At 42.2% G+C, this 21454-nt stretch carries 15 protein-coding genes; 8 read left to right on the forward strand and 7 right to left on the reverse strand.

Annotation, left to right across the window (positions count from 1 at the left end; genetic code table 11):
* The first annotated feature begins 136 nt into the window (after nucleotides 1-136).
* On the forward strand, nucleotides 137-2116 hold the full coding sequence (locus MUCPA_RS18880) for an alpha-L-arabinofuranosidase C-terminal domain-containing protein (protein WP_008508585.1): 1980 nt from the start codon (nucleotides 137-139) through the stop codon (nucleotides 2114-2116).
* A gap of 162 nt (nucleotides 2117-2278) precedes the next feature.
* Here the strand turns inward: MUCPA_RS18880 and MUCPA_RS36255 are convergent, their stop codons facing one another.
* Complete coding sequence (locus MUCPA_RS36255; protein ID WP_008508587.1) at nucleotides 2279-3658, reverse strand: NHL repeat-containing protein; 1380 nt, start codon at nucleotides 3656-3658, stop codon at nucleotides 2279-2281.
* Between the two features lie 186 nt (nucleotides 3659-3844).
* Here MUCPA_RS36255 and MUCPA_RS18890 point away from each other — a divergent pair, with 186 nt between their 5' ends.
* On the forward strand, nucleotides 3845-4309 hold the full coding sequence (locus MUCPA_RS18890) for a DUF4920 domain-containing protein (RefSeq protein WP_008508588.1): 465 nt from the start codon (nucleotides 3845-3847) through the stop codon (nucleotides 4307-4309).
* 224 nt (nucleotides 4310-4533) lie between these two features.
* Here the strand turns inward: MUCPA_RS18890 and carB are convergent, their stop codons facing one another.
* The 4 genes from carB to panC all read right to left on the reverse strand — a co-directional run bounded on the left by carB (nucleotide 4534) and on the right by panC (nucleotide 9717).
* On the reverse strand, nucleotides 4534-7350 hold the full coding sequence (gene carB, locus MUCPA_RS18895) for a carbamoyl-phosphate synthase large subunit (RefSeq protein WP_008508590.1): 2817 nt from the start codon (nucleotides 7348-7350) through the stop codon (nucleotides 4534-4536).
* Nucleotides 7351-7502: 152 nt separating this feature from the next.
* Nucleotides 7503-8450, reverse strand: a complete 948-nt coding sequence (locus MUCPA_RS18900) for a toxin-antitoxin system YwqK family antitoxin (RefSeq protein WP_008508592.1) — start codon at nucleotides 8448-8450, stop codon at nucleotides 7503-7505.
* A 34-nt stretch (nucleotides 8451-8484) separates the two neighbouring features.
* Nucleotides 8485-8835, reverse strand: coding sequence for an aspartate 1-decarboxylase (gene panD, locus MUCPA_RS18905; protein WP_008508594.1), 351 nt, complete (start codon nucleotides 8833-8835; stop codon nucleotides 8485-8487).
* A 45-nt stretch (nucleotides 8836-8880) separates the two neighbouring features.
* Entirely contained in the window at nucleotides 8881-9717 is an 837-nt protein-coding gene (gene panC, locus MUCPA_RS18910) for a pantoate--beta-alanine ligase (protein ID WP_008508596.1), read from the reverse strand.
* A gap of 151 nt (nucleotides 9718-9868) precedes the next feature.
* Here panC and MUCPA_RS18915 point away from each other — a divergent pair, with 151 nt between their 5' ends.
* The 3 genes from MUCPA_RS18915 (at nucleotide 9869) to glmS (ending at nucleotide 14065) form a co-directional block, all read left to right on the forward strand.
* Nucleotides 9869-10693 (forward strand): glycogen/starch synthase, encoded by an 825-nt coding sequence (locus MUCPA_RS18915; RefSeq protein WP_008508598.1) that lies wholly within the window; start codon nucleotides 9869-9871, stop codon nucleotides 10691-10693.
* Nucleotides 10694-10706: 13 nt separating this feature from the next.
* Nucleotides 10707-12119, forward strand: a complete 1413-nt coding sequence (locus MUCPA_RS18920; protein WP_157543944.1) for a DUF4270 family protein — start codon at nucleotides 10707-10709, stop codon at nucleotides 12117-12119.
* A gap of 110 nt (nucleotides 12120-12229) precedes the next feature.
* Complete coding sequence (gene glmS / locus MUCPA_RS18925) at nucleotides 12230-14065, forward strand: glutamine--fructose-6-phosphate transaminase (isomerizing) (RefSeq protein WP_008508602.1); 1836 nt, start codon at nucleotides 12230-12232, stop codon at nucleotides 14063-14065.
* A gap of 479 nt (nucleotides 14066-14544) precedes the next feature.
* On the opposite strand, the gene MUCPA_RS18935 is transcribed toward glmS, so the two are convergent.
* Entirely contained in the window at nucleotides 14545-14751 is a 207-nt protein-coding gene (locus tag MUCPA_RS18935; RefSeq protein ID WP_008508604.1) for a hypothetical protein, read from the reverse strand.
* 401 nt (nucleotides 14752-15152) lie between these two features.
* Nucleotides 15153-16652: a catalase gene (locus tag MUCPA_RS18940; RefSeq protein WP_008508605.1), complete on the reverse strand. Its 1500-nt coding sequence runs from the start codon at nucleotides 16650-16652 to the stop codon at nucleotides 15153-15155.
* 94 nt (nucleotides 16653-16746) lie between these two features.
* Between MUCPA_RS18940 and MUCPA_RS18945 the strand changes: the two genes are divergently transcribed.
* The 3 genes from MUCPA_RS18945 to MUCPA_RS18955 all read left to right on the forward strand — a co-directional run bounded on the left by MUCPA_RS18945 (nucleotide 16747) and on the right by MUCPA_RS18955 (nucleotide 21385).
* Entirely contained in the window at nucleotides 16747-17685 is a 939-nt protein-coding gene (locus MUCPA_RS18945; protein ID WP_008508607.1) for a hydrogen peroxide-inducible genes activator, read from the forward strand.
* Nucleotides 17686-17775: 90 nt separating this feature from the next.
* The gene (locus MUCPA_RS18950; protein WP_008508608.1) at nucleotides 17776-20220 is read left to right on the forward strand and encodes a TonB-dependent receptor; all 2445 of its coding nucleotides are present in this window, start codon (nucleotides 17776-17778) and stop codon (nucleotides 20218-20220) included.
* 25 nt (nucleotides 20221-20245) lie between these two features.
* Entirely contained in the window at nucleotides 20246-21385 is a 1140-nt protein-coding gene (locus tag MUCPA_RS18955) for a PepSY-associated TM helix domain-containing protein (RefSeq protein WP_008508609.1), read from the forward strand.
* The last annotated feature ends 69 nt before the right edge of the window (nucleotides 21386-21454 follow it).

The raw sequence follows: 21454 nt of genomic DNA on the forward strand, positions 1-21454 counted from the left end.
TCCTGATCCTGTTTTATTAGAAGAAACATTTAACCTATCGTACACTAAAATAAGCATTTGCAATATCTGTATTGTTTATATAAATTAGCCATTGCTAATAAATGTCAATCAGACATTTTAACCAGATTAAACCTTTATGAAAACAAAACTTGCACTACTGGTGCTATTGCTAAGCACCAATTTTTTAAAAGCGCAAACGCCCAAGCTTACCCTCGATTTAAGCAAGCCGGGTGCAGATGTGAGTCTGAAACTGTTTGGGCTTATGACAGAAGAAATCAACCACTCCTACGATGGTGGCTTGTATGCAGAACTCATCAGGAACCGGATTTTTAAAGATAACCCCAAAGCCCCGAATAACTGGAGTGTTTTGGAGCAGGCGGGCGGAAAAGGTAATATCCAGTTAGATACTAAAAACCCAGTTAACAATGCGCTTACGGTTTGCTTAAAGTTAGTGGTTGAAAAAAGCGAAGGCCAAACAGGCGTAGTTAACGAAGGCTACTGGGGAATACCTGTAAAACCGCAAACAAGCTATAAAGCCTCGTTCTACGCTAAAGGGACGGATGCGGCAATTGGCCCGCTAAGTGTTAGCATTGAAAGCAATGATGGCGCTACCAACTACGCCACAGCACAGGTAGTACTAAGCAAAGGCGGTTGGAAAAAGTATTCGGTGACGCTTACTACTGCCAGTGATGTTAAACCTACAACACAGGCACGTTTTGTAATATCAACCAGCCGTGCGGGCACTTATTGGTTTAACCTGGTTTCTTTATTCCCACCAACATTTAACAACAGGCCTAACGGCAACCGCCAGGATATTATGCAGCTGATGGCTGATATGAAACCTGCTTTTTTGCGTTTGCCTGGAGGTAATTACCTGGAGGGAGATCTGTTTTCAACCCGTTTCCCCTGGAAAGCCACTTTGGGGCCGATAGACCAACGCGCAGGCCACCCCGGCTGCTGGGGTTATCGCTCGTCGGACGGGATGGGTTTATTGGAATATTTGGAATGGTGCGAGGATTTAAAGATTGAACCCGTTTTGGCCGTGTTTGCCGGATACGTTTTAAAAGGTGATTACCTGCCAGCCGGGCCTTTTTTAAAACCTTTTGTTGATGAGGCTTTAGAAGAAATTGAATATGTAAGTGGCGATGTTAATACCAAATGGGGAGCGGTAAGGGCCAAAGACGGGCACCCCAAACCTTTTAAACTAAACTATATTGAAATTGGTAACGAAGATGGTTTTGATGCATCCGGAAGTTATGATGGCCGCTTTGCCCAGTTTTACGATGCTATTAAAGCCAAATATCCTAAACTACAACTGATATCAACCATCGGTGGCCGCGATGGGCTGGGTAAAAGGTTTAAAATTAAAACCCGCCGCCCCGACGTGATTGATGAACATTATTACCGCTCGGCCTGGGAGATGGAAGAAGATGCAGCCCATTACGATGATTACGACCGTAAAGGCCCCAAGATATTTGTGGGCGAATGGGCCACACGCGAAGGCTCGCCAACACCTAATATGAATGCCGCCCTGGGCGACGCCGCCTGGATGACGGGGATGGAACGTAATGCCGACCATGTAATTATGTCGTGCTATGCACCGCTTTTTGTAAACGTTAACCCGGGAGGTATGCAATGGAGTTCTGACTTGATCGGTTACAACGCTATATCGAGCTATGGCTCGCCATCTTATTACGCCGAAGTTCTTTTCGGTAACAACATTGGCAATAAAACGGTGCCTGTAAGCGGCGAAAATATCCCCACCCAAACACGCAACGCTAACAAAAAGGACAGTATAGCCGGTACAATGCCTAAGCCTATCCCTGCTTTGTTTTATGTAGCGAGTAAAGATACCAAAACCGGAACGCTTTATATTAAGGTAGTGAATACGTCCGGCAAGGCGGAGGATATCACAATTGATTTAAAAGGCATTAGTAAAGTATCTGCTGATGGTGTACAGATCACTTTAAAGGGTAGCAGCCCCGGCGATACCAATACCATAACAGAACCGGATAAAATTGTGCCGCACACATCTAAAATAACCGGGCTGGGTAAAACCTTCACTAAAAATTTTGATGCGTATTCTATTAATGTAATTAAGCTGCAAGTGCTATAATAGAAGCTATAAGCAAGCGCTGCACATTAAAAAATCACTTGGAACACATGGATCCTCCGGCTTTTTTACCGTGGTGTCCAACATGTTACAAGTGATTTTTTTATTGATTGCAAATAAACAGTATCCGGAAGCGCTTATCTACATACCTCCCGGTTTAATTGATTATTGCTGTGTTGTTACCACGATTTTACGGATCATGTTATTATAGTAGTCAACCACGTAAATATTCCCCTGTGAGTCCAGCGTTAAGGCTTGTGGCCCATTAAACAAGGCATTGATGTTTGTTCCGTTGGCAAAACCGGAAGTACCAGCAACACCCGCTAACGAATAGATGATATTGGTGGTGACATTAATTTCCATCACCTGTCCGCTGGCATCAGTTATAAATAAATTACCGGAGGCATCAACATAGATACCTGACGGAGAAGGGACAACTTTGCTAAGTATAGGATTACCTATTATTGTTGTTGTTACGCCAGCTGAAGTTACTTTACGGATGGCATGATTAGCCAGGTCTGCCACATATACGTTTCCGGAGGCGTCAACAGTTACGCCGCTGGGCGAACTAAATCGTGCGTCGGTATTGGTGGTTGCATCAACTTGTCCGGAGGCTGCCGCACCGGCTAATGTTGTTACAACACCGGCCGATGTCACTTTGCGTATGGTATTAGTTCCCTGGTCTGCTACGTAAATATTACCCGATGCATCTACAGCCAGTCCGGCCGGCGATTTGAAAACTGCGTCGGCTCCGGTACCATCAGCATAACCCGCGCTACCTTTTCCGGCAAGGGTTGTTACCACACCAGCTGCACTGATCTTCCTGATCATATTATTACCCATATCGGCTACATAAATATTGCCTTGCGCATCGGCGGCTACGCCCTTTGGCGCGTAAAACTGGGCTGTGGCTGCGGGGCCATCCAAATAGCCTAAAGTTCCGGTTCCGGCATAAGTAGTGGTAACGCCGGCGGCGGTAATTTTCCTGATCACGTTGTTATACGAGTCGGCAACGTACATATTACCTTGTGCGTCGGTACAAATACCCTGCGGGTTATGAAATTGGGCATTTACTCCCGTACCATTAACAAAACCTCCACCGTTAGCATTTCCTGCAAAGGTGCTTACCGTTGCTGTTATGGCAAACGTAGCGCTATTGGTTTTAAATTTCACCACATTTCCGTAGCCAGTGCCTGCACTGTTGGTAGCATAGGCCCTTACATAATAAGTGGTATTAGGTGTCAGGCTGGTTAAATTAGCCGAGAAAAAAATGGTATCAACACTGCTGCTGCTTTTAGTATCAGATATGGTTGGCGTTTGGTTGGTTGAACTCCAGCAAAGCCCGTTAGCTGTTAGCGTAGCGCCGCCATACCCTGTTACCGCTGCATAAGCCTGGGCGGCGGTGGTGGTTACTCCGCTTATTACACTATATGTTGAAATAGTAGGTACAGTGACACCACTATCGCTCGATTTGTTACAACTGATACCAAAAATGGCAATCAACGAAATAAAGGACAGAATTGTAATGGTAGATAGTTTTTTCATTTATATAATTATTTAATTGTAATGAATTTTCTTGAGTTCTATTTTTCATTACTTTTTATCTGCAATGCCTAACAGGCACCTCGCGTGTGTAAAACTCACCATAAAAAATGAATTTTCGATGAATTTGCAATTAATTTAACGCTTTTTAACTAAACTTAAACTTCAAATTAATGTTAAAGATACGAAATGAAAATTGCTTGTATAATCACCACGTTAATGATGCCTGTAATTTTACTGGCGCAAAAACATACACCACTACCTCATGGCATGACCTTTGGGCAACAGGTTAACTCGCGGCAGAATATACCTGCAGCTAATGTAGAAGCTTTTATGGGTAAAAAAACGCGCATATCTACTACATTAACCGGCAAGGTATTGAAGGTTGATCATCCTAAAGGAGGATGGTTCAGGATGGATGCAGGCAATGGCAAAATTATCCGGGTACATTTTAAAGATTATAACATTACCATACCAACCGCCTTAAAAGGTAGAACGGTAATGATAGAGGGGGTTGCCCAAAAGGAATTTATTGCAGATGATATGCAGCACTTTGCCGGCGACACAGTTAAAGGGAAGAAGCAACACCAGGTAAAAACTAATCCTCGGCAACGCCTTACTTTTGAGGCTACAGGGCTGATGGTAGAGGAGTGAGGGAAGTCGTTGGTGTACTATGGTCGATAGACCATAGTACATGGTTTTTCAGTTTATGATTGATGGTTCATTGTAGCTAAGCATGGTTTATAATTTATAGTCGGCGAATAAACATAGTTTCATCGCCATTAAAAAAAAGAGCCCATAATCATTTGCTGACTATGGGCTCCTGACTCAAGGCTCTCGACTCCGCACTTTGGACTCAAAACTCCCGGATCAATGCTTTATTTACTCAAATACATCGATTTAGTGCTATACAAGTGCCTGAAATAAGGATCGTTTAGATCCGGAATAAAACGGATGGCTTCGCCGGTTGATTTCATTTCGGGGCCTAACTCTTTCTCTATTTCAGGGAATTTATCGTAAGAGAATACAGGTTCCTTGATAGCGTAACCTTTCAGTTTTCGTTCGATGGTAAAATCCTTTAATTTGTTTACACCCAGCATTATTTTGGCTGCAATGTTAATGTAAGGAACATCGTAAGCCTTGGCTATAAACGGAACAGTACGTGATGCGCGTGGATTGGCCTCAATTACATAAACCATTTCGTTTTTGATAGCGAATTGGATGTTCAGTAAGCCGCGAACGTTTAATGCCTTGGCAATCTTTACCGTATGTTCTTCCATCTGCCTGGTTACGTTCTCTGACAGGTTGAATGGCGGTAATACCGCGTTAGAATCGCCCGAGTGGATACCGGCCGGTTCAATATGCTCCATCATCCCGATGATGTGCACGTCTTCCCCATCGCTGATCGAATCGGACTCAGCCTCTTCGGCACGGTCCAAGAAGTGATCGATCAGTACACGGTTGCCCGGAAGGTTCTTCAAAAGGTTAACTACGGCAGTCTCCAGGTCCTCATCGTTAATTACGATGCTCATACCTTGTCCACCCAAAACATAGCTGGGACGAACTAAAACAGGGTACCCAACATGATGAGCAACCTCTATGGCTTCTTCAGCATTTTCGGCAACCCCATATTTGGGGTAAGGAATATCCAGGTCTTTCAACATATCCGAGAAACGTCCGCGATCCTCAGCGATATCCATATTGTCATAAGATGTACCGATGATCTTGATGCCATGCTCATGCAGCTTTTCGGCCATCTTCAAGGCCGTTTGGCCGCCTAATTGTACAATTACACCTTCGGGTTTCTCCAGTTCGATAATCTCGCGTACATGCTCCCAGAAAACAGGCTCAAAGTACAGCTTGTCAGCCATGTTAAAATCGGTAGAAACTGTTTCGGGGTTGCAATTGATCATGATCGCCTCAAACCCCGACTCTTTAGCGGCAAGTAAACCATGTACACAACTGTAATCAAACTCAATACCCTGGCCAATACGGTTAGGCCCCGAACCTAAAACGATGATCTTCTTTTTATCCGAAACAATCGATTCGTTTTCGCCCTCGTAGGTTGAGTAGAAGTATGGTGTTTTAGCCTGGAACTCGGCGGCGCAGGTATCAACCATTTTGTATACCCTATTGATGCCCAAGGCCTTGCGGCGCTGGTAAACATCCTCTTCGGATGTATTGCCTAAAATGTATGCAATTTGTATATCGCTGAAGCCCTTTTGTTTCAGCGTAAAGAAAAACTCTTCGGGTATGTTGCTTAACGAATAGCGGCGCAGTTCGGCTTCTATGTTAATCAGTTCCTGTATCTGGATTAAAAACCATTTGTCAATTTTGGTAGCCTTACGGATAGATTCTATCGGCACGCCTAAACTCATGGCATCATAGATATGGAACAGCCTGTCCCAGCTTGGTTTTTCAAGGCTGTGCATAATTTCTTCCAGGTTGCGGCTTTGCCTGCCATCGGCGCCTATACCGGCGCGGCCAATCTCTAAACTTTGACAAGCCTTTTGCAAAGCCTCGATAAAGCTGCGGCCAATGCCCATCACCTCACCTACCGATTTCATTTGCAAACCCAACTCGCGGTTGGCGCCTTTAAATTTATCAAAGTTCCAGCGCGGGATTTTTACAATCACATAGTCCAGGGTAGGCTCAAAATAAGCTGATGTGGTTTTGGTGATCTGGTTTTCAATTTCGTCAAGGTTATAACCTATGGCCAGTTTGGCAGCAATTTTGGCGATAGGGTATCCGGTAGCTTTTGACGCTAACGCGGATGAGCGGGATACGCGGGGGTTAATTTCGATAGCGATAATTTCATCGTTAACCGGGTTAACCGAAAACTGCACGTTACAACCGCCGGCAAAGTTGCCAATGGCGCGCATCATTTTAATAGCCTGGTTACGCATATCCTGGTAACAACGGTCGCTCAATGTCATGGCCGGTGCCACGGTGATCGAGTCGCCCGTATGGATACCCATTGGGTCAAAGTTTTCAATAGAGCAAATGATGATCACGTTATCGTTACCATCGCGTAACAGCTCGAGCTCAAATTCTTTCCAGCCTAAAACAGCTTGCTCAACCAAAACTTCGTGTGTTGGCGAGGCTTGTAAGCCGCGGCTTAAAGCGGCATCAAATTCTTCTTTTTTGTGTACAAAGCCCGCGCCTTTGCCACCAAGCGTATAGCTCGGGCGAATAACCAACGGGAAGCCGATTTGCTGGGCTGCCTCTTTACCTTCTAAAAAAGAGTTGGCAATTTTTGATGTGGCTACACCTACACCAATGTCAACCATCAATTGACGAAATGCCTCGCGGTTTTCCGTTTTTTCAATGGCAGCTAAATCAACACCAATAATTTTAACGCCGTATTTTTCCCAAATGCCCCGTTCTGCTACACTAATGCAAAGGTTAAGGGCTGTTTGGCCACCCATGGTAGGCAAAACGGCATCAATTTTTTGTTCTTGTAAAATTTTTTCAATACTTTCAGGTTCAAGCGGCAGCAGGTACACATGATCGGCAATAACCTTGTCCGTCATGATGGTGGCCGGGTTACTGTTGATGATTGAAACGGAGATTCCTTCGTCTTTTAACGAAAGTGCAGCTTGTGAGCCGGCATAATCAAATTCGCAGGCCTGGCCAATAATAATTGGTCCTGAACCGATAATCAGTACTGATTTAATGGAGGTGTCTTTTGGCATAGGGCTTTTTTATAAAAAAGTCTAAAGTTCTAAGTCAACAGTTAAAAAGCAGAGGACTTATTGCTATGCGCTGAAGGGGGAAATTCCCGATTCTTGCATTCGGGATGCAAAGATAGGTTTTTGTATGGCTTGCTGTAAAGTTTTTTTGTAATTTAATGATCTTCTTTACATTTTATCGGAAATGACATAAATGCTTTTATTGGCACCCCACATAATAGACAAGGGCTCCATTTTCTGCTAACAGCTGTTAATATATCAGACTTTGATACATCATCTAATTTTCCGATTATTTTTAAGTCAAGTACTGCCCCATCTTTATCTATATAAAAGGTTACTTCACCTTGGTTTTTACTGATTGGTTGTTTACTATCTAAATTAAGGGCTTTAAATAAAGAACCATCATCATGAATTTGAGTAGCTGATTTATAGTGAATGTTGTAGGAATAAAATTTACCGTTTTTATCAGTTGATTTGCCACTGATTAATTTGTCATCTCTGTAACTTTCCGTATAACTGATTTGATTACTGTCTAAAGTTTTACCTTTCCATATACCGTTTTTTACACCGTTTTTGATAGGGCCTTCCTCAAAGATATTTTTGAATTCGTCATCATAAGTTATCGAATATCCGTTACCTTCAGTAACTAAATTTTTACCAGTAGAATCATTAGATGTCTTAATTTGGCAGCCGTTGTAAATTAAGAGACCGCGAGCCTTGAAGTAGTTATAATTAATAATTCTATAAATTTTTCCGTTGGGATAATAGGTGTAAACATCTCCAACCAAATTACCCCTATAATACGTACCCATTTGTGATCTTTTACCAGAAGGATAAAAGGATACAGACGGGCCTTCTAACACAATTTTATCAAATTGAGTAGCTTTTCCAATGAATTTAATTTTTCCATTGACATAATACTCTTTGATATTAAATAATGTAGTACCCGAATCAGGCTCACTTATTATTCTAATAAAATCAGCACTATCGCGGGTTTTAACCTCGACTCCATTATTTTTCAGAAAAAAAATACTTTGATTTTGAGCAACAGCCCATGAGACAGATAGAAAAAAAAAGAGAAAAAAATAAATTCGTAAACACATGGCAGGAACAAATAACTTATGCCAAAATACAAACTTATTTAATCAATCTATTATCCCCGTCCGGGAAAACTAATATCGGTTGGTATTGACGTGCCTCATCCATTTCCATGTATGCGTACGACATGATGATCACAATATCGCCAACCTGTGCCAGCCTGGCCGTAGCCCCGTTAAGGCAGATGGTACCCGTGCCACGTTCGCCTTTAATCACGTAGGTTTCAAAACGGGCCCCATTATTATTATTTACAATCTGCACCTTTTCATTCGGGATAATATTGGCTGCTTCTATCAGATCCTCATCAATCGTAATACTCCCCACATAATTCAACTCCGCCTGTGTTATTTTAACCCGATGGATCTTCGATTTTAAAACTTCAATTATCATGCTGCAAAATTATAAATATTGCCTTGGCTTAACCTAATACAAATGTCAGTCTAAAATAATGTTATCTATCAGGCGGGTGCTCCCTACTTTTGCAGCTACCAGGGCTACCAATTTTTGGGTATCAGGGTTTGGCTCAAACAAGGTATCGGCGTCAACAATTTCAAAATAATCAAGCTGTATGCTGGGGTTGGCTTTTAAAGCATCAATAGCTATCTGCTTTAATTCGCCAGTTGAGTGCTGGCTAAACTGTTGCTTTACAAGAGTTAAAATTTCCGACAAGTCCTGTGCGTTCTCATGGTCTTGCGCGCTCAGGTGCACGTTTCTTGAACTCATGGCCAAACCGCCAGGCTCGCGAATGATGGGGCACATCACCATTTTAACCGGCAGGTTTAACAGTGCAACCATCCGGCTGATCACCATCACTTGCTGATAATCTTTTTGTCCAAAAAATGCAAAGTCGGGTTTGATGATATCGAAAAATTTGTAAACTACCTGCGTTACACCCTGGTAATGCCCGGGGCGGTATTTACCTTCAAGTATATTTTCAAGTGGGCCTATATCCAGGTGCCAGTGCTCGTCGGGGCCGTACATCTCGTCAACCGTGGGGTTAAACAACACATCACAACCAGCCTCGTTGAGCTTTTTAATATCACTCTCAATTGGGCGTGGGTACTTCTCCAGATCCTTCGGATCGTTAAACTGCGTGGGGTTAACAAAGATGCTGCAAATCACTTCATCGGTATAAGTTTTTGCAGTGGCTAATAACGAAACATGCCCATTATGCAATGCTCCCATGGTGGGTACAAGGCCAAATGTTTTCCCGGCGGAATGCCTTTGTGACAAATAATCCTGAAGGCTGATCCTGGTAGTAAAGATTTTCACGGCTACACTTTATAAAAGGTGGCAAAGATTAACAATTGCTTAAATATTACCAAAACTACTTGCATAAATCGTTGATATATCATAAGATAATGCTTATATTTGCAAACTCAAATTTTTTGACTTCTTTACATAAAATTAATACTGACTAGAGATGGGTAAATCTAAGCTTTTGTTCATAACTCATGAAATGTCTCCTTTCTTAGAACTCACTAAAATTTCCGAAATTACAAGGCAACTGCCACAAGCTATGCAGGATAAGGGATTTGAGATCCGTATCCTGATGCCTCGTTTCGGTAATATTAATGAACGCAGGAACAGGTTGCACGAGGTGATCCGGTTATCGGGTATGAACATTATAATCAACGATAATGACAATCCTTTGATCATTAAAGTTGCTTCTATACCTGCAGCTCGTATGCAGGTGTACTTTTTAGACAACGAAGAGTATTTCCAACGCAAACAAGTGTTTGGAGATAAGGATGGTAAATTTTATGCCGACAATGATGAGAGAATGATCTTCTTTTGCAAGGGCGCACTGGAAACCGTTAAAAAATTAGGCTGGGCCCCCGATATTGTACATTGCCACGGTTGGATGAGTGCGCTTGTACCCGCCTATTTAAAAACAACTTATAAAGACGATCCAACATTTAAAAACTCAAAAACAGTTTACTCTATTTATGAGAATGATTTTAAAGAAACATTGGATTCTGATTTCGCACGCAAAGCAGTAATGAGCGATATGACCGAGACAAATACCGAAGTGTATAAACCGGGAACAAACTCATCATTATATGCCGGAGCCATCCATTATTCTGACGGGATTGTTTTAGGTAGTGCTAATATCGACCCTGAGGTGTTAAATAATGTTAAAAACAGCAATAAATTGACTTTAGATTACGAATTCACTTCAGATTTCGAAAATTATTACAATTTTTACGACGAAATTACCAACGATGAATTGGTACACGTTGCATAAGAAAAAACTATATATGAAATTTTTCAGAATAGACTTATTGACACTGTTAATAAGTCTTTTTATTTTAGGCAGTTGTAAAAATCCTGATAGTATAGGCTTGCCTATCGACTCGAGCAAAGCGTTGGAAACCACGCTGATCGATACATCTACAATTATTACAACCACAGTGCCGGATGATAGTGTAATGACTACCAATATAGCCAAGGTACCGTTAGCGTATTTTGTGGATCCTATTTTGGGTACAACCGAAACCAACATCGCGGCAGCCTTAAATTTGCCAAGCACATCTGCTTACACCTTGCCTACAGGAACAATCACTATTGATTCGGCCATGATCGTTATGAAGTATGCCGACGGATTTTACGGCGATTCGTTAAACACCAATTATAAAGTGAATGTATATCAGTTAGCAGAGCCCGTTTTTAGTAAATCGTATTACAACAGAAAGGTGTGGTCTTATAATTCAACATTATTAGGGACATTATCATTCTATCCAAGGCCAAAAACAGCTATTACGATAAATGAGATTGTTAGCGGAGCCGCAGATACAGCTAAGAGGGTGAAGCCTCAAATACGTATCCCGTTTGATAAATCGTTTGTTACCAATAAGTTTTTTAATGCCACCAGCAACCAGTTAAATACAAACTCGGTATTTCAAAACTACATCAAAGGGCTGTATATAACTTTGGATAAGGCGCATCAATCCAATAATGTTGGCGGAATTATGTTTTTCCAAATGGCGGGCGATTCTACCAGCCTTGATGTTTACTACCATGTAGTTAATGGCAGTACTATTGATACTGCCCATATAGTGCTGCCTTTGGGTACACCGCATGCGGTACAAATCAAGCATACTTATCCTACAGCTTTACAGGCTCAATTGGATAATCCCAAACCATCTGATGGTACGCTTTATTTACAAGGATTATCGGGTTTAAGGGCGAAGATCAGTTTCCCGTATTTAAAAAATATTTTAAAGGCGCAAACCACCGCAACCACCGATATTGTGTTAAACCGCGCGGAATTGGTTGTTACCCCGGTTACGGGTACTTATGTGCCTTTTCAGCCTACGCCACGTTTAACCATGTACAGGTATGATATTGCCCTGCAGCGCCAGTTAATACCTGATGCTTATTCAGGTGATTTGCATTATATTGCTGTTGGCTCTTTCGGTGGGTTTTATGATAACTACCACAAATCATATCATTATGTAATTACAGGTTATATTGAAGACCTGATGCGCAGTAAATTGGTTGACTATGGTACTTTTATAGCACCAACAGATACCGTTGGATCATCATCGGGCTCCGCTACAATCAGTGTGTCTAATGCTGCCGACGTTGGCGCCCGGGTAGTTGTAGGCGGTGATAAAACATCCGCTTATAAAATGAAGCTAAACATCATCTATAACAAAGTATCAAAATAAAGATAGTAGTTAGTATCATCATAAATTATTCGTCTTAATTAAGATATTAGCACCACTTTTGTGTCCAACAAAAGCGGTGCTTTTTTTTTATTTATTATAAAAATATTTCTATGTGCGGAATTGTAGGTTATATAGGTTACAGGGATGCTTATCCTATTGTAATAAAAGGACTTCACAGGTTGGAGTACCGGGGGTACGACAGTGCCGGCGTTGCGCTGTTTGATACCGATTTAAAGGTTTACAAAAAAGCCGGTAAAGTTAGTGATCTTGAAAACTTTGTTAAAGACATTGATTTAAAAGGCAGGATAGGCATGGGCCACACGCGCTGGGCTACACACGGCGCCCCGAGCGACCGTAACTCGCACCCGCATTCATCCGGCGATCGTAAATTGACTATTATACATAATGGCATTATTGAGAACTACGCCGTAATAAAGGAGGCTTTAATAGCCGGCGGCCATGTGTTTAAAAGCGATACCGATACCGAAGTGTTGGTTCACCTGATTGAAAACATCCAAAATGAAACAGGCCTGGACCTGCGCGAAGCTGTACGTGTTGCACTTAACAAAGTTGTTGGTGCTTACGCCATAGTAATTATGAGCAGCGATGAACCAGATCAGCTAATAGCGGCGCGCAAAGGCAGCCCGTTGGTGATTGGGGTTGGTAAAGGCGAATACTTTGTAGCATCGGACGCTACACCGATAGTTGAGTATACCCGGAATGTGATCTATTTAAATGATAACGAAATAGCTTATATCCGCAAAGACGATCTGCTGGTTAAGAATATCGACAATACGATTCAAACGCCGTATATCCATGAGCTTGATATCAAGCTGGAAATGCTGGAGAAAGGCGGTTATGATCATTTTATGCTCAAAGAGATCTATGAGCAACCCCGTTCCATACGCGATTGTTTAAGAGGTAGGATATACCCCAAAACAGGTAAAGTACAGCTTGGCGGTATTAAAGAATATACCGAGAAGTTAAAAAACATTGACCGTATTATCATTGTGGCCTGCGGAACATCATGGCATGCCGGGCTGGTTGGCGAATACCTGATTGAGGAGTATGCACGCATACCTGTTGAAGTAGAATATGCATCCGAATTTAGGTATCGCAACCCCATAATAACCGAAAAAGACCTGGTGATAGCCATATCGCAATCCGGCGAAACCGCGGATACGATGGCCGCTATTGAACTGGCTAAAGAAAAAGGAGCAACCATTTTCGGAGTATGTAATGTGGTAGGTGCCTCTATACCAAGGGCCAGCCACGCGGGTGTTTATACCCATGCGGGCCCCGAAATCGGTGTGGCCTCTACCAAAGCCTTCACTGCCCAAGTTACAGCGCTTACCCTGATTGCATTTTATGCCGCCCAGCAACGCGGTGCAATTACGCAAAGCAAACTGATTGAGTATCTTACTGAACTAAACGAAATACCTGAGCTGGTTGAACGCGCTTTGGAGTGCAATGAGCAAGTTAAAAGCATAGCCGAAAAGTTTAAAGATAGCAACAATTGCTTGTTTTTAGGCCGCGGAAGCTCGTTCCCTGTTGCCTTGGAAGGTGCCCTGAAGCTGAAGGAAATCTCGTATATCCACGCAGAAGGTTACCCGGCTGCCGAGATGAAGCATGGCCCTATCGCCCTGATTGACGAGGAAATGCCGGTTGTGTTTATCGCCACCAAAAATTCCTCATACGAAAAAGTGGTGAGCAACATCCAGGAAGTAAAGGCGCGCAAAGGTAAGGTAATTGCCATTGTATCAGAGGGTGACATAGATGTAAAAGAAATGGCTGATTATGTGATCGAGATTCCACAAACCAATGAAGCCTTTGTTCCATTGATTGCCACTATACCATTACAATTATTGGCCTACCATATTGCAGTTATGCGTAATTGCAATGTAGATCAGCCTCGTAACCTGGCCAAATCGGTTACGGTTGAGTAATATGAAGATGTGAGGTGACAGATTTGAGATAGGGGCGGATGCTTTTTAGGCCTGCTTCTGTTTCAAATCTACATCTTGAAATCCGTCTGTTAATTTAGGCATACATAATCCTCATGCACATAGTACCTTCAAACAGCAGGTAGGCGATATTAAAAAGGAAGAAAATTAATCGTCGATAAACTTAAGTAACTCGTTTAACTCTTTGTTTGAAATATTTTCCTGCTCACTCTTGTCAAAAATATTTAACAAAAAAACCGTTTCCCTGGTGTATTTAAAGTAGGTAATCACCCTCGACCCGACTTCCCCTTCCCTTTGCTCGTAATTGACATCCGAATTTTATAGCATCCGTTACCTAATGGGATGCCTTGAGTAGGATCTTGTTTTAATGACTCTAAAAGCAATGAAAAATCCGACTTAATTGAAGGATCTTTTTGGCAAGTCGTTTTAGCTCCTTTTCAAATTTAGGTATAAATTTAACACTATAGCTCATTTAATAGTTCGTCAGCATCTCTGGCTTCCAGCTTACCAGCCAATACCAGGTTCAGCTCTTCTACGGATTCCTTGATATCTTCCAATACTTTAGCCTTATAAGGCGTCAGCGGCTTAGTCTTTACGTACGGCAGGTCATTCAGCAAAGCCATTAGCATTTCTGCCTTGCTTTCTTTAACTTCCACTACAAATCTCATATATCAAATTTAAAAAATATTTTCAAATAAACATTGCGTCTATTTATAAGGTGGGCTATTAAATCCATTCCAGGTTCTTAGCATCCTGTGACAATAAACGGGGAATCGGATTCAAGTAATGAACGGCTGGCTAAAGGCAACACCGTATATGTAATGTGATATCCAAATCATTTTAAAAAAGTAAGTCGGCCATTGGCCGCCTTACACGCTATGACATGCTAACTTTACAATAGAAGGTCGCCGCTGATCTGGCACCCGCAAAGGTTCCCTCGTACCTCGGCATGACAGGTTGGTGTGATGGCTTGAAGAAGCTGCGGTCTGCATGTTCCAATAACCAAATTTCACAAAATAAGGCGGCTAATAGCCGCCTTATAAGTTATAAGCAATAAATCGCTAACACCTTAAACTTGCACCGGCATATGCTTCATTGTTTCCTGCAGGTTTAAATTTAGCCCCTGCGCTATAGCCATTCCTAAATTCATATCGGCCCTAAACCAGTGGCAAAGCTGGCGGTTTACAATAATTTCCTTCTTAGGGCCATCAATACCGCTCATTGAGTTAACAATGTTTTTAATCAGATCCTGTTTGGCTGTTTCGCTCATTAACCTGTACAGGTTTCCGGGTTGAGTATAATGGTCGTTTTCTCCTTCGGCATTGCGGTCGTACCAGTCGGCCACCTGGTTGCGCAGGTCCCAGGCGGGTTCTTTATATGCTGGGTCGGCAACAATGTCATCGAAACTATTAGGGAAGTAATTTGGGCTGGAGCCATGGTTGCCATCTATCCGCATTTGCCCGTCGCGCTGATAATTGTTCACCATAAAAGGGCAACGATTTACAGGGATCTGCTCGTAGTTGCCACCTAAGCGGTAACGGTGCGCATCAGGGTATGACAGTAATCGCCCCTGCAACATCTTATCAGGCGAATAGCTGATGCCATCAACCACATGGGCCGGGGCAAAGGCTGCTTGCTCAACATGCGCAAAATAATTATCCGGATTTTCGTTCAGTTCCAGTACGCCCACATCAATTAACGGAAAATCGGCATGCGGCCAAACTTTGGTAAGATCGAATGGGTTGAATTTGTAGTTGCGGGCTTCTTCCTCGGTCATGATCTGAATTTTCAGGCTCCATTTAGGGAAATCGCCATTATCAATGGATGTTAACAGATCGTGCTGCGCAAAATCAGGTGCTTTACCACGCATTACGCCTGCCTCTTCGTCCGTAAAGTTTTTAATTCCCTGTTGGGTTTTAAAGTGGAACTTTACCCAGTAGCGCTCATTATCAGCGTTGATGAACGAAAACGTATGGCTGCCGAAGCCATCCATGTGGCGGTATCCGTAGGGTGTGCCCCTGTCGGACATTAGAATGGTAACCTGGTGTAAACTCTCAGGATTTAACGACCAGAAGTCCCACATCATGGTTGCGCTCTTGCAATTGGTATAAGGGTCGCGTTTTTGGGTATGGATAAAATCGCCAAACTTTTTAGGATCCTTCACAAAAAACACCGGCGTGTTATTCCCAACAAGATCCCAATTACCCTCTTCGGTATAAAATTTAATGGCAAAGCCCCGTGGATCCCGCTCGGTATCGGCCGAACCCTTTTCGCCACCAACGGTCGAAAACCTTAAAAACACTTTGGTTTGCTTGCCTATGGTGTTAAATATTTTAGCCCGGGTATACTTAGTAATATCATGCGTAACGGTGAAGGTGCCATAGGCTCCCGATCCCTTGGCGTGCACAACACGCTCGGGGATACGCTCACGGTTAAAATGAGCCATTTTTTCGTGCAGGATAAAATCCTGAAGCAAAATGGGGCCGCGCGGACCAATAGTCATTGAATTTTCATTCTCTGCATAAGGGATACCCGCAGCTGTGGTCAGTTTTTTCTTTTGATCGTCCATAACAGGAGGTTTTAGTTTATATCAAATCTGGCAATAATTAATTTATAGAAAAAATCAATAATTATTATATTTGTATAGATTTTATCTATATTTTATGACATTAGTACAACTGGAATATATTGTAGCGCTTGATAGCTACCGGAGTTTTGTAACAGCTGCCGAAAAATGCTTTGTTACCCAGCCAACACTGAGCATGCAAGTGCAAAAATTGGAAGACACATTGGGTGTAAAGATATTTGACCGAAGTAAGCAGCCCGTTGTACCTACTGAAATCGGTATCGAGATTATTGAGCAAGCCAGGATATTATTAGGCGAGAGCCAAAAAATAAAGGAAATTATTAGCGACAGGCAAAAGGATTTATCCGGCGAATTAAAGATTGGCATTATCCCTACCATTTCTCCTTATTTATTGCCAAGGATAATTAACCGCTTTATTGAAAAATACCCTCAGGTTAAACTGATAGTTTGGGAACAGACTACCGAGCAGATTATCCAACAGGTAAAATTAGGGATGATTGATTGTGGCTTACTGTCGACACCTTTGCATGAGGCCTCGTTATTGGAGATACCGGTTTTTTATGAAAACTTTGTGGCCTACGCCTCAAAAACCAGCCGCCTGTTTAAAAAGAAAAGCATCAGTCCGGATGATATTGATATGGAAGAGATCTGGGTACTGAACGAAGGGCATTGCATGCGCGAGCAGGTGCTTAATATTTGTCAGCGCAGGCGCTCAACCAAAGGCTTTCAACATTTTGAATACAATACCGGCAGTGTTGAAACATTGAAACGGATGGTTGATCAGAATAGCGGAGCAACAATATTGCCCGAGTTGGCGCTATCTGACCTGAGCGAAAAACAACTCGATAAAGTGCGTTATTTTAAATCGCCGGAACCGGTGCGGGAGGTGAGTATCATTATCCAAAAAAATTATTTAAAACGCCGGATGATTGAGGCACTGAAAACTGAAATATTGGAGTTTGTACCCAAACGCATGCGCAGCAGGAAAAAGAAAGAGGTGATGGAGATCCAATAAATCACCGCTATTTAGACTAATTACAAATAATTTCGGCAAGAATGGTTTGCTTTACTATTTTTGCGCTGTTTATAATCGGTCTAAATAAATATGAAAAAACAACAACCCAAAACTCATCTCAGTTACTACAGCTTATTATTATCATTTTTTCTGATGTTTGTCTCATTTTTAACGCTTGCCCAGTCACCATCGCGCGGCGTTATCAAAGGAAAAATTGTAACAAGCAATAACCAACCCGTGGATAATGTAAGCGTAGTGTTAAAGGACACTCGCTATGGTACCCTATCAGACGAAGATGGAAACTATGCTTTCAAGGTACCCGCCGGAACGTACACCATTGTGATATCGCATGTTGGCGCCCAAACCGAAGTGAAGCAGGTTAGCGTACAGGTAGGGCAAACCACCAAAATGGAGCCCTGGATATATCGTATATCTGCAAGCGCGCTGGGCGAAGTTACCGTTAGCGAAAACAAAACAAACCCGTTTGCAAAAAAGCAAAGTAGTTATGTTGCCAAAATGCCACTCAATAATTTAGAAAACCCACAGGTTTACACTACTATTTCTAAAGAATTATTAACTGAACAAATTAATACAAATTTTAATGATGCCTTAAAAAATACCTCTGGACTGGATAAACTTTGGACATCAACCGGTCGTTCGGGCGATGGAGCAGCTTACTACTCACTGCGTGGTTTTACCATACAGCCTACCTTAATTAATGGTATAGCCGGCTTAACCAACGGCGACCTTGATCCTGTTAACATTGAAAGGATCGAAGTGATCAAAGGCCCATCCGGCGCCTTATTTGGTGGCGCACTTACTAATTTTGGCGGCTTAATAAACGTTATTACAAAACGCCCTATTGATACCGTAGGCGGACAGATAGGTTATTCTACCGGTAATTTTAGCTTGAGCCGCCTAACCGCTGATATATATAGCCCTATTAATAAAGACAAGACGCTTTTGGCCCGCGTTAACGCCGCTTATCATTACCAAAATAGTTTTCAGGATGCAGGCTTCAGGAGATCGTTCTTCATAGCTCCATCATTAGAATATCGCGCCAGCGACAGATTGAAATTAAATTTAGATGCCGAGTTTTACAGTTACGAGGGCACTAACCCTTTAATGGTGTTTTTAAACCGTAGCCGACAGTTGATAGCCCGCACACCGGATGAACTTAATTTTGATTTTAAACGATCTTATACAAGTAATGATCTTACCTTAAAAACGCCTACTACCAATGTACGTGGTTTAGCTACTTATAAATTGTCAGATCAATGGACATCGCAAACCAGCTTTTCCAGCAGTAACCGAAAATCTGATGGTTATTACCAATATATTATGTACATCGGCGCGAGCGATACTTTACTAAACAGATATGCTTCAATCCTCAACTCAACCAGTACATCTGTTGATGTGCAACAAAATTTTACAGGCGATTTTAAAATAGGCAATATGCGTAACCGCCTCGTAGTGGGCCTGGATTTTCTGAACCAAATTACAGATAACGATAATTCGCCATACATTTTGTTTGATCAGGTAAACTCTTCCCGTAATGATTCGCGTTACACAGGCATTAATGCTAACACGCTACTTGCACGCATCGGTGCATCTACCGCTGCCTACACTAAAAACGAAACAATCAATAATGTTTACAGTATTTACGCTTCGGACGTATTAAACATTACAGAGCAATTACTGGCAACAGCAAGCTTACGTGTTGATCGCTTTGATAACAAAGGCACCTATACCATGGCAACCAATGCTACTACAGGTAATTACAATCAAACAGCAGTATCACCAAAATTTGGCTTAGTATACCAACTGGTTAAAAATCAGGTTTCTATATTTGGTAACTATATGAATGGTTTCCGAAACGTAGCCCCGGTAACACAACCGCTCGCGGATATTTCGGGTGTATTTAAACCACAACAGGCTAATCAAATTGAAGGTGGTATTAAGGTAGATGCTTTTACAAATCATTTATCCTTTACGGCAAGTTATTATGATATATCCGTAAACAACATGACCCGTAACGATGTTTTGGTACGATCCGGTCAAAGCTATAATATAACTATACAAGACGGCACACAAAAAAGCAAAGGCTTTGAGCTTGATTTGATAGCTAACCCCTTTAACGGCTTAAATATAGTAACTGGATACAGCCACAACGATAGCAAAATGACGAAGTCAGATCCGTCTGTATTAGACCGAAGACCTGTGAGTGCAGGCCCGGCCAACCTGGTTAATGCGTGGATAAGCTACACCCAGCCCAAAGGTAAATTTAGCGGAGTAGGCATAGGTTTCGGTGGTAATTACGCGAGTGATAACATCATAACAAATAGCGTTGCCACTGGCGAGTTTACTTTACCAGCCTACACCGTGTTGAATACCACCGCATTTTATAATACAAAAAAGTATAGGATAGGGATTAAGGTTGATAACCTAACCGATAAGCAATACTACAAGGGTTGGACAACGATTGAACCACAACAACCCCGTAGTATGGTAGCTAATATTACCTATAAGTTTTAACTAAGATATAGACAACAAAAACGCGATGTCGTCATTTAAAAAAACCATGCTATTTATGCACCGCTGGCTCGGATTTATATCCGGGCTTGTGGTGTTTATTGTAAGCGTTACCGGATGTATTTTTGTTTTCCAGGACGAGATACAGGATGCGCTTTACAGCTATCGAAAAGTTGAGATACAGCAAAAGCCCTACCTATTACCCTCGCAAGTAAAACAGCTGGCTCTTAAACAGTATCCGCTTGGCCAGGTAAGCCTGATAGGTTATTATGGCAATGACAGGCCTGCCGTTGCCATGGTTGCCATACCCAAACTGGGCACTCACTATGTATTTATGAATCCTTATACCGGGCAGTTTTTGCACGACGAAAACGTAGCCCGTAACTTTTTTATTGTTGTTGAATATATTCACCTTTACCTGTTGCTGCCTCCGGCAATCGGCAGGCTCATTGTAGGGGTGTCTATCTTAATATTTGTTTTTCTGCTGATAAGCGGTATCATCTTGTGGTGGCCCAAACGTAAAACCGACCGAAAACGGAGCCTCACCATTAAATGGAAGAGCCGCTGGCGCCGCGTAAATTATGATTTGCATAATGTGCTGGGGTTTTATGCCTGCAGTATAGCACTTATTTTGGCCATAACAGGGCTTTCCATGGCGTTTGATTGGGTTGAAAAAGGAATTTATTATACCGCCAACCTGGGTAAAACCCACGCTTTTGAGAACAGCATCGTTAAATCGGACTCACTTAAAAAAAATATGGACCCTACCCGCCAGATTATCGACAGGGCCTTTGAATATGCTGCATTACATTCGCCACAGGCCCAAATGTTTTTTGTTGTCGAAGCAGGTAAACGAGCCAAGAGCGGAGTATCGGTAACGGCCTACCACCAGTCGATGCATTTTTACAAGAGCGACTCCTACATTTTTGATCAATATAGCGGCCAACTGCTCAAAGCGCTTCCTCACACTCAAAAAAGCCCAGGTATGAAAATGAATAACATGAACTACGATTTACACGTTGGGCAAATACTGGGCTTAACCAGCAAAATAATCGCTTTTATGGCCAGCCTTATTTGTGCAAGTTTGCCCGTAACCGGTTTTATTATCTGGCTGGGTAAACGCAATAAAAAAAGATACAAAAAGCCAAGGGCGAAACTTGCCGTTTAGAATGCTAAGGCCAGAGTACTTAGCCAGGAGTCAAAGTAGGATTTTCTTGTCATTGATAAGTTGCCCCAG

Origin of the sequence: Mucilaginibacter paludis DSM 18603 (genome assembly GCF_000166195.2) — a bacterium.
In the GTDB taxonomy this organism is placed as follows: domain Bacteria; phylum Bacteroidota; class Bacteroidia; order Sphingobacteriales; family Sphingobacteriaceae; genus Mucilaginibacter; species Mucilaginibacter paludis.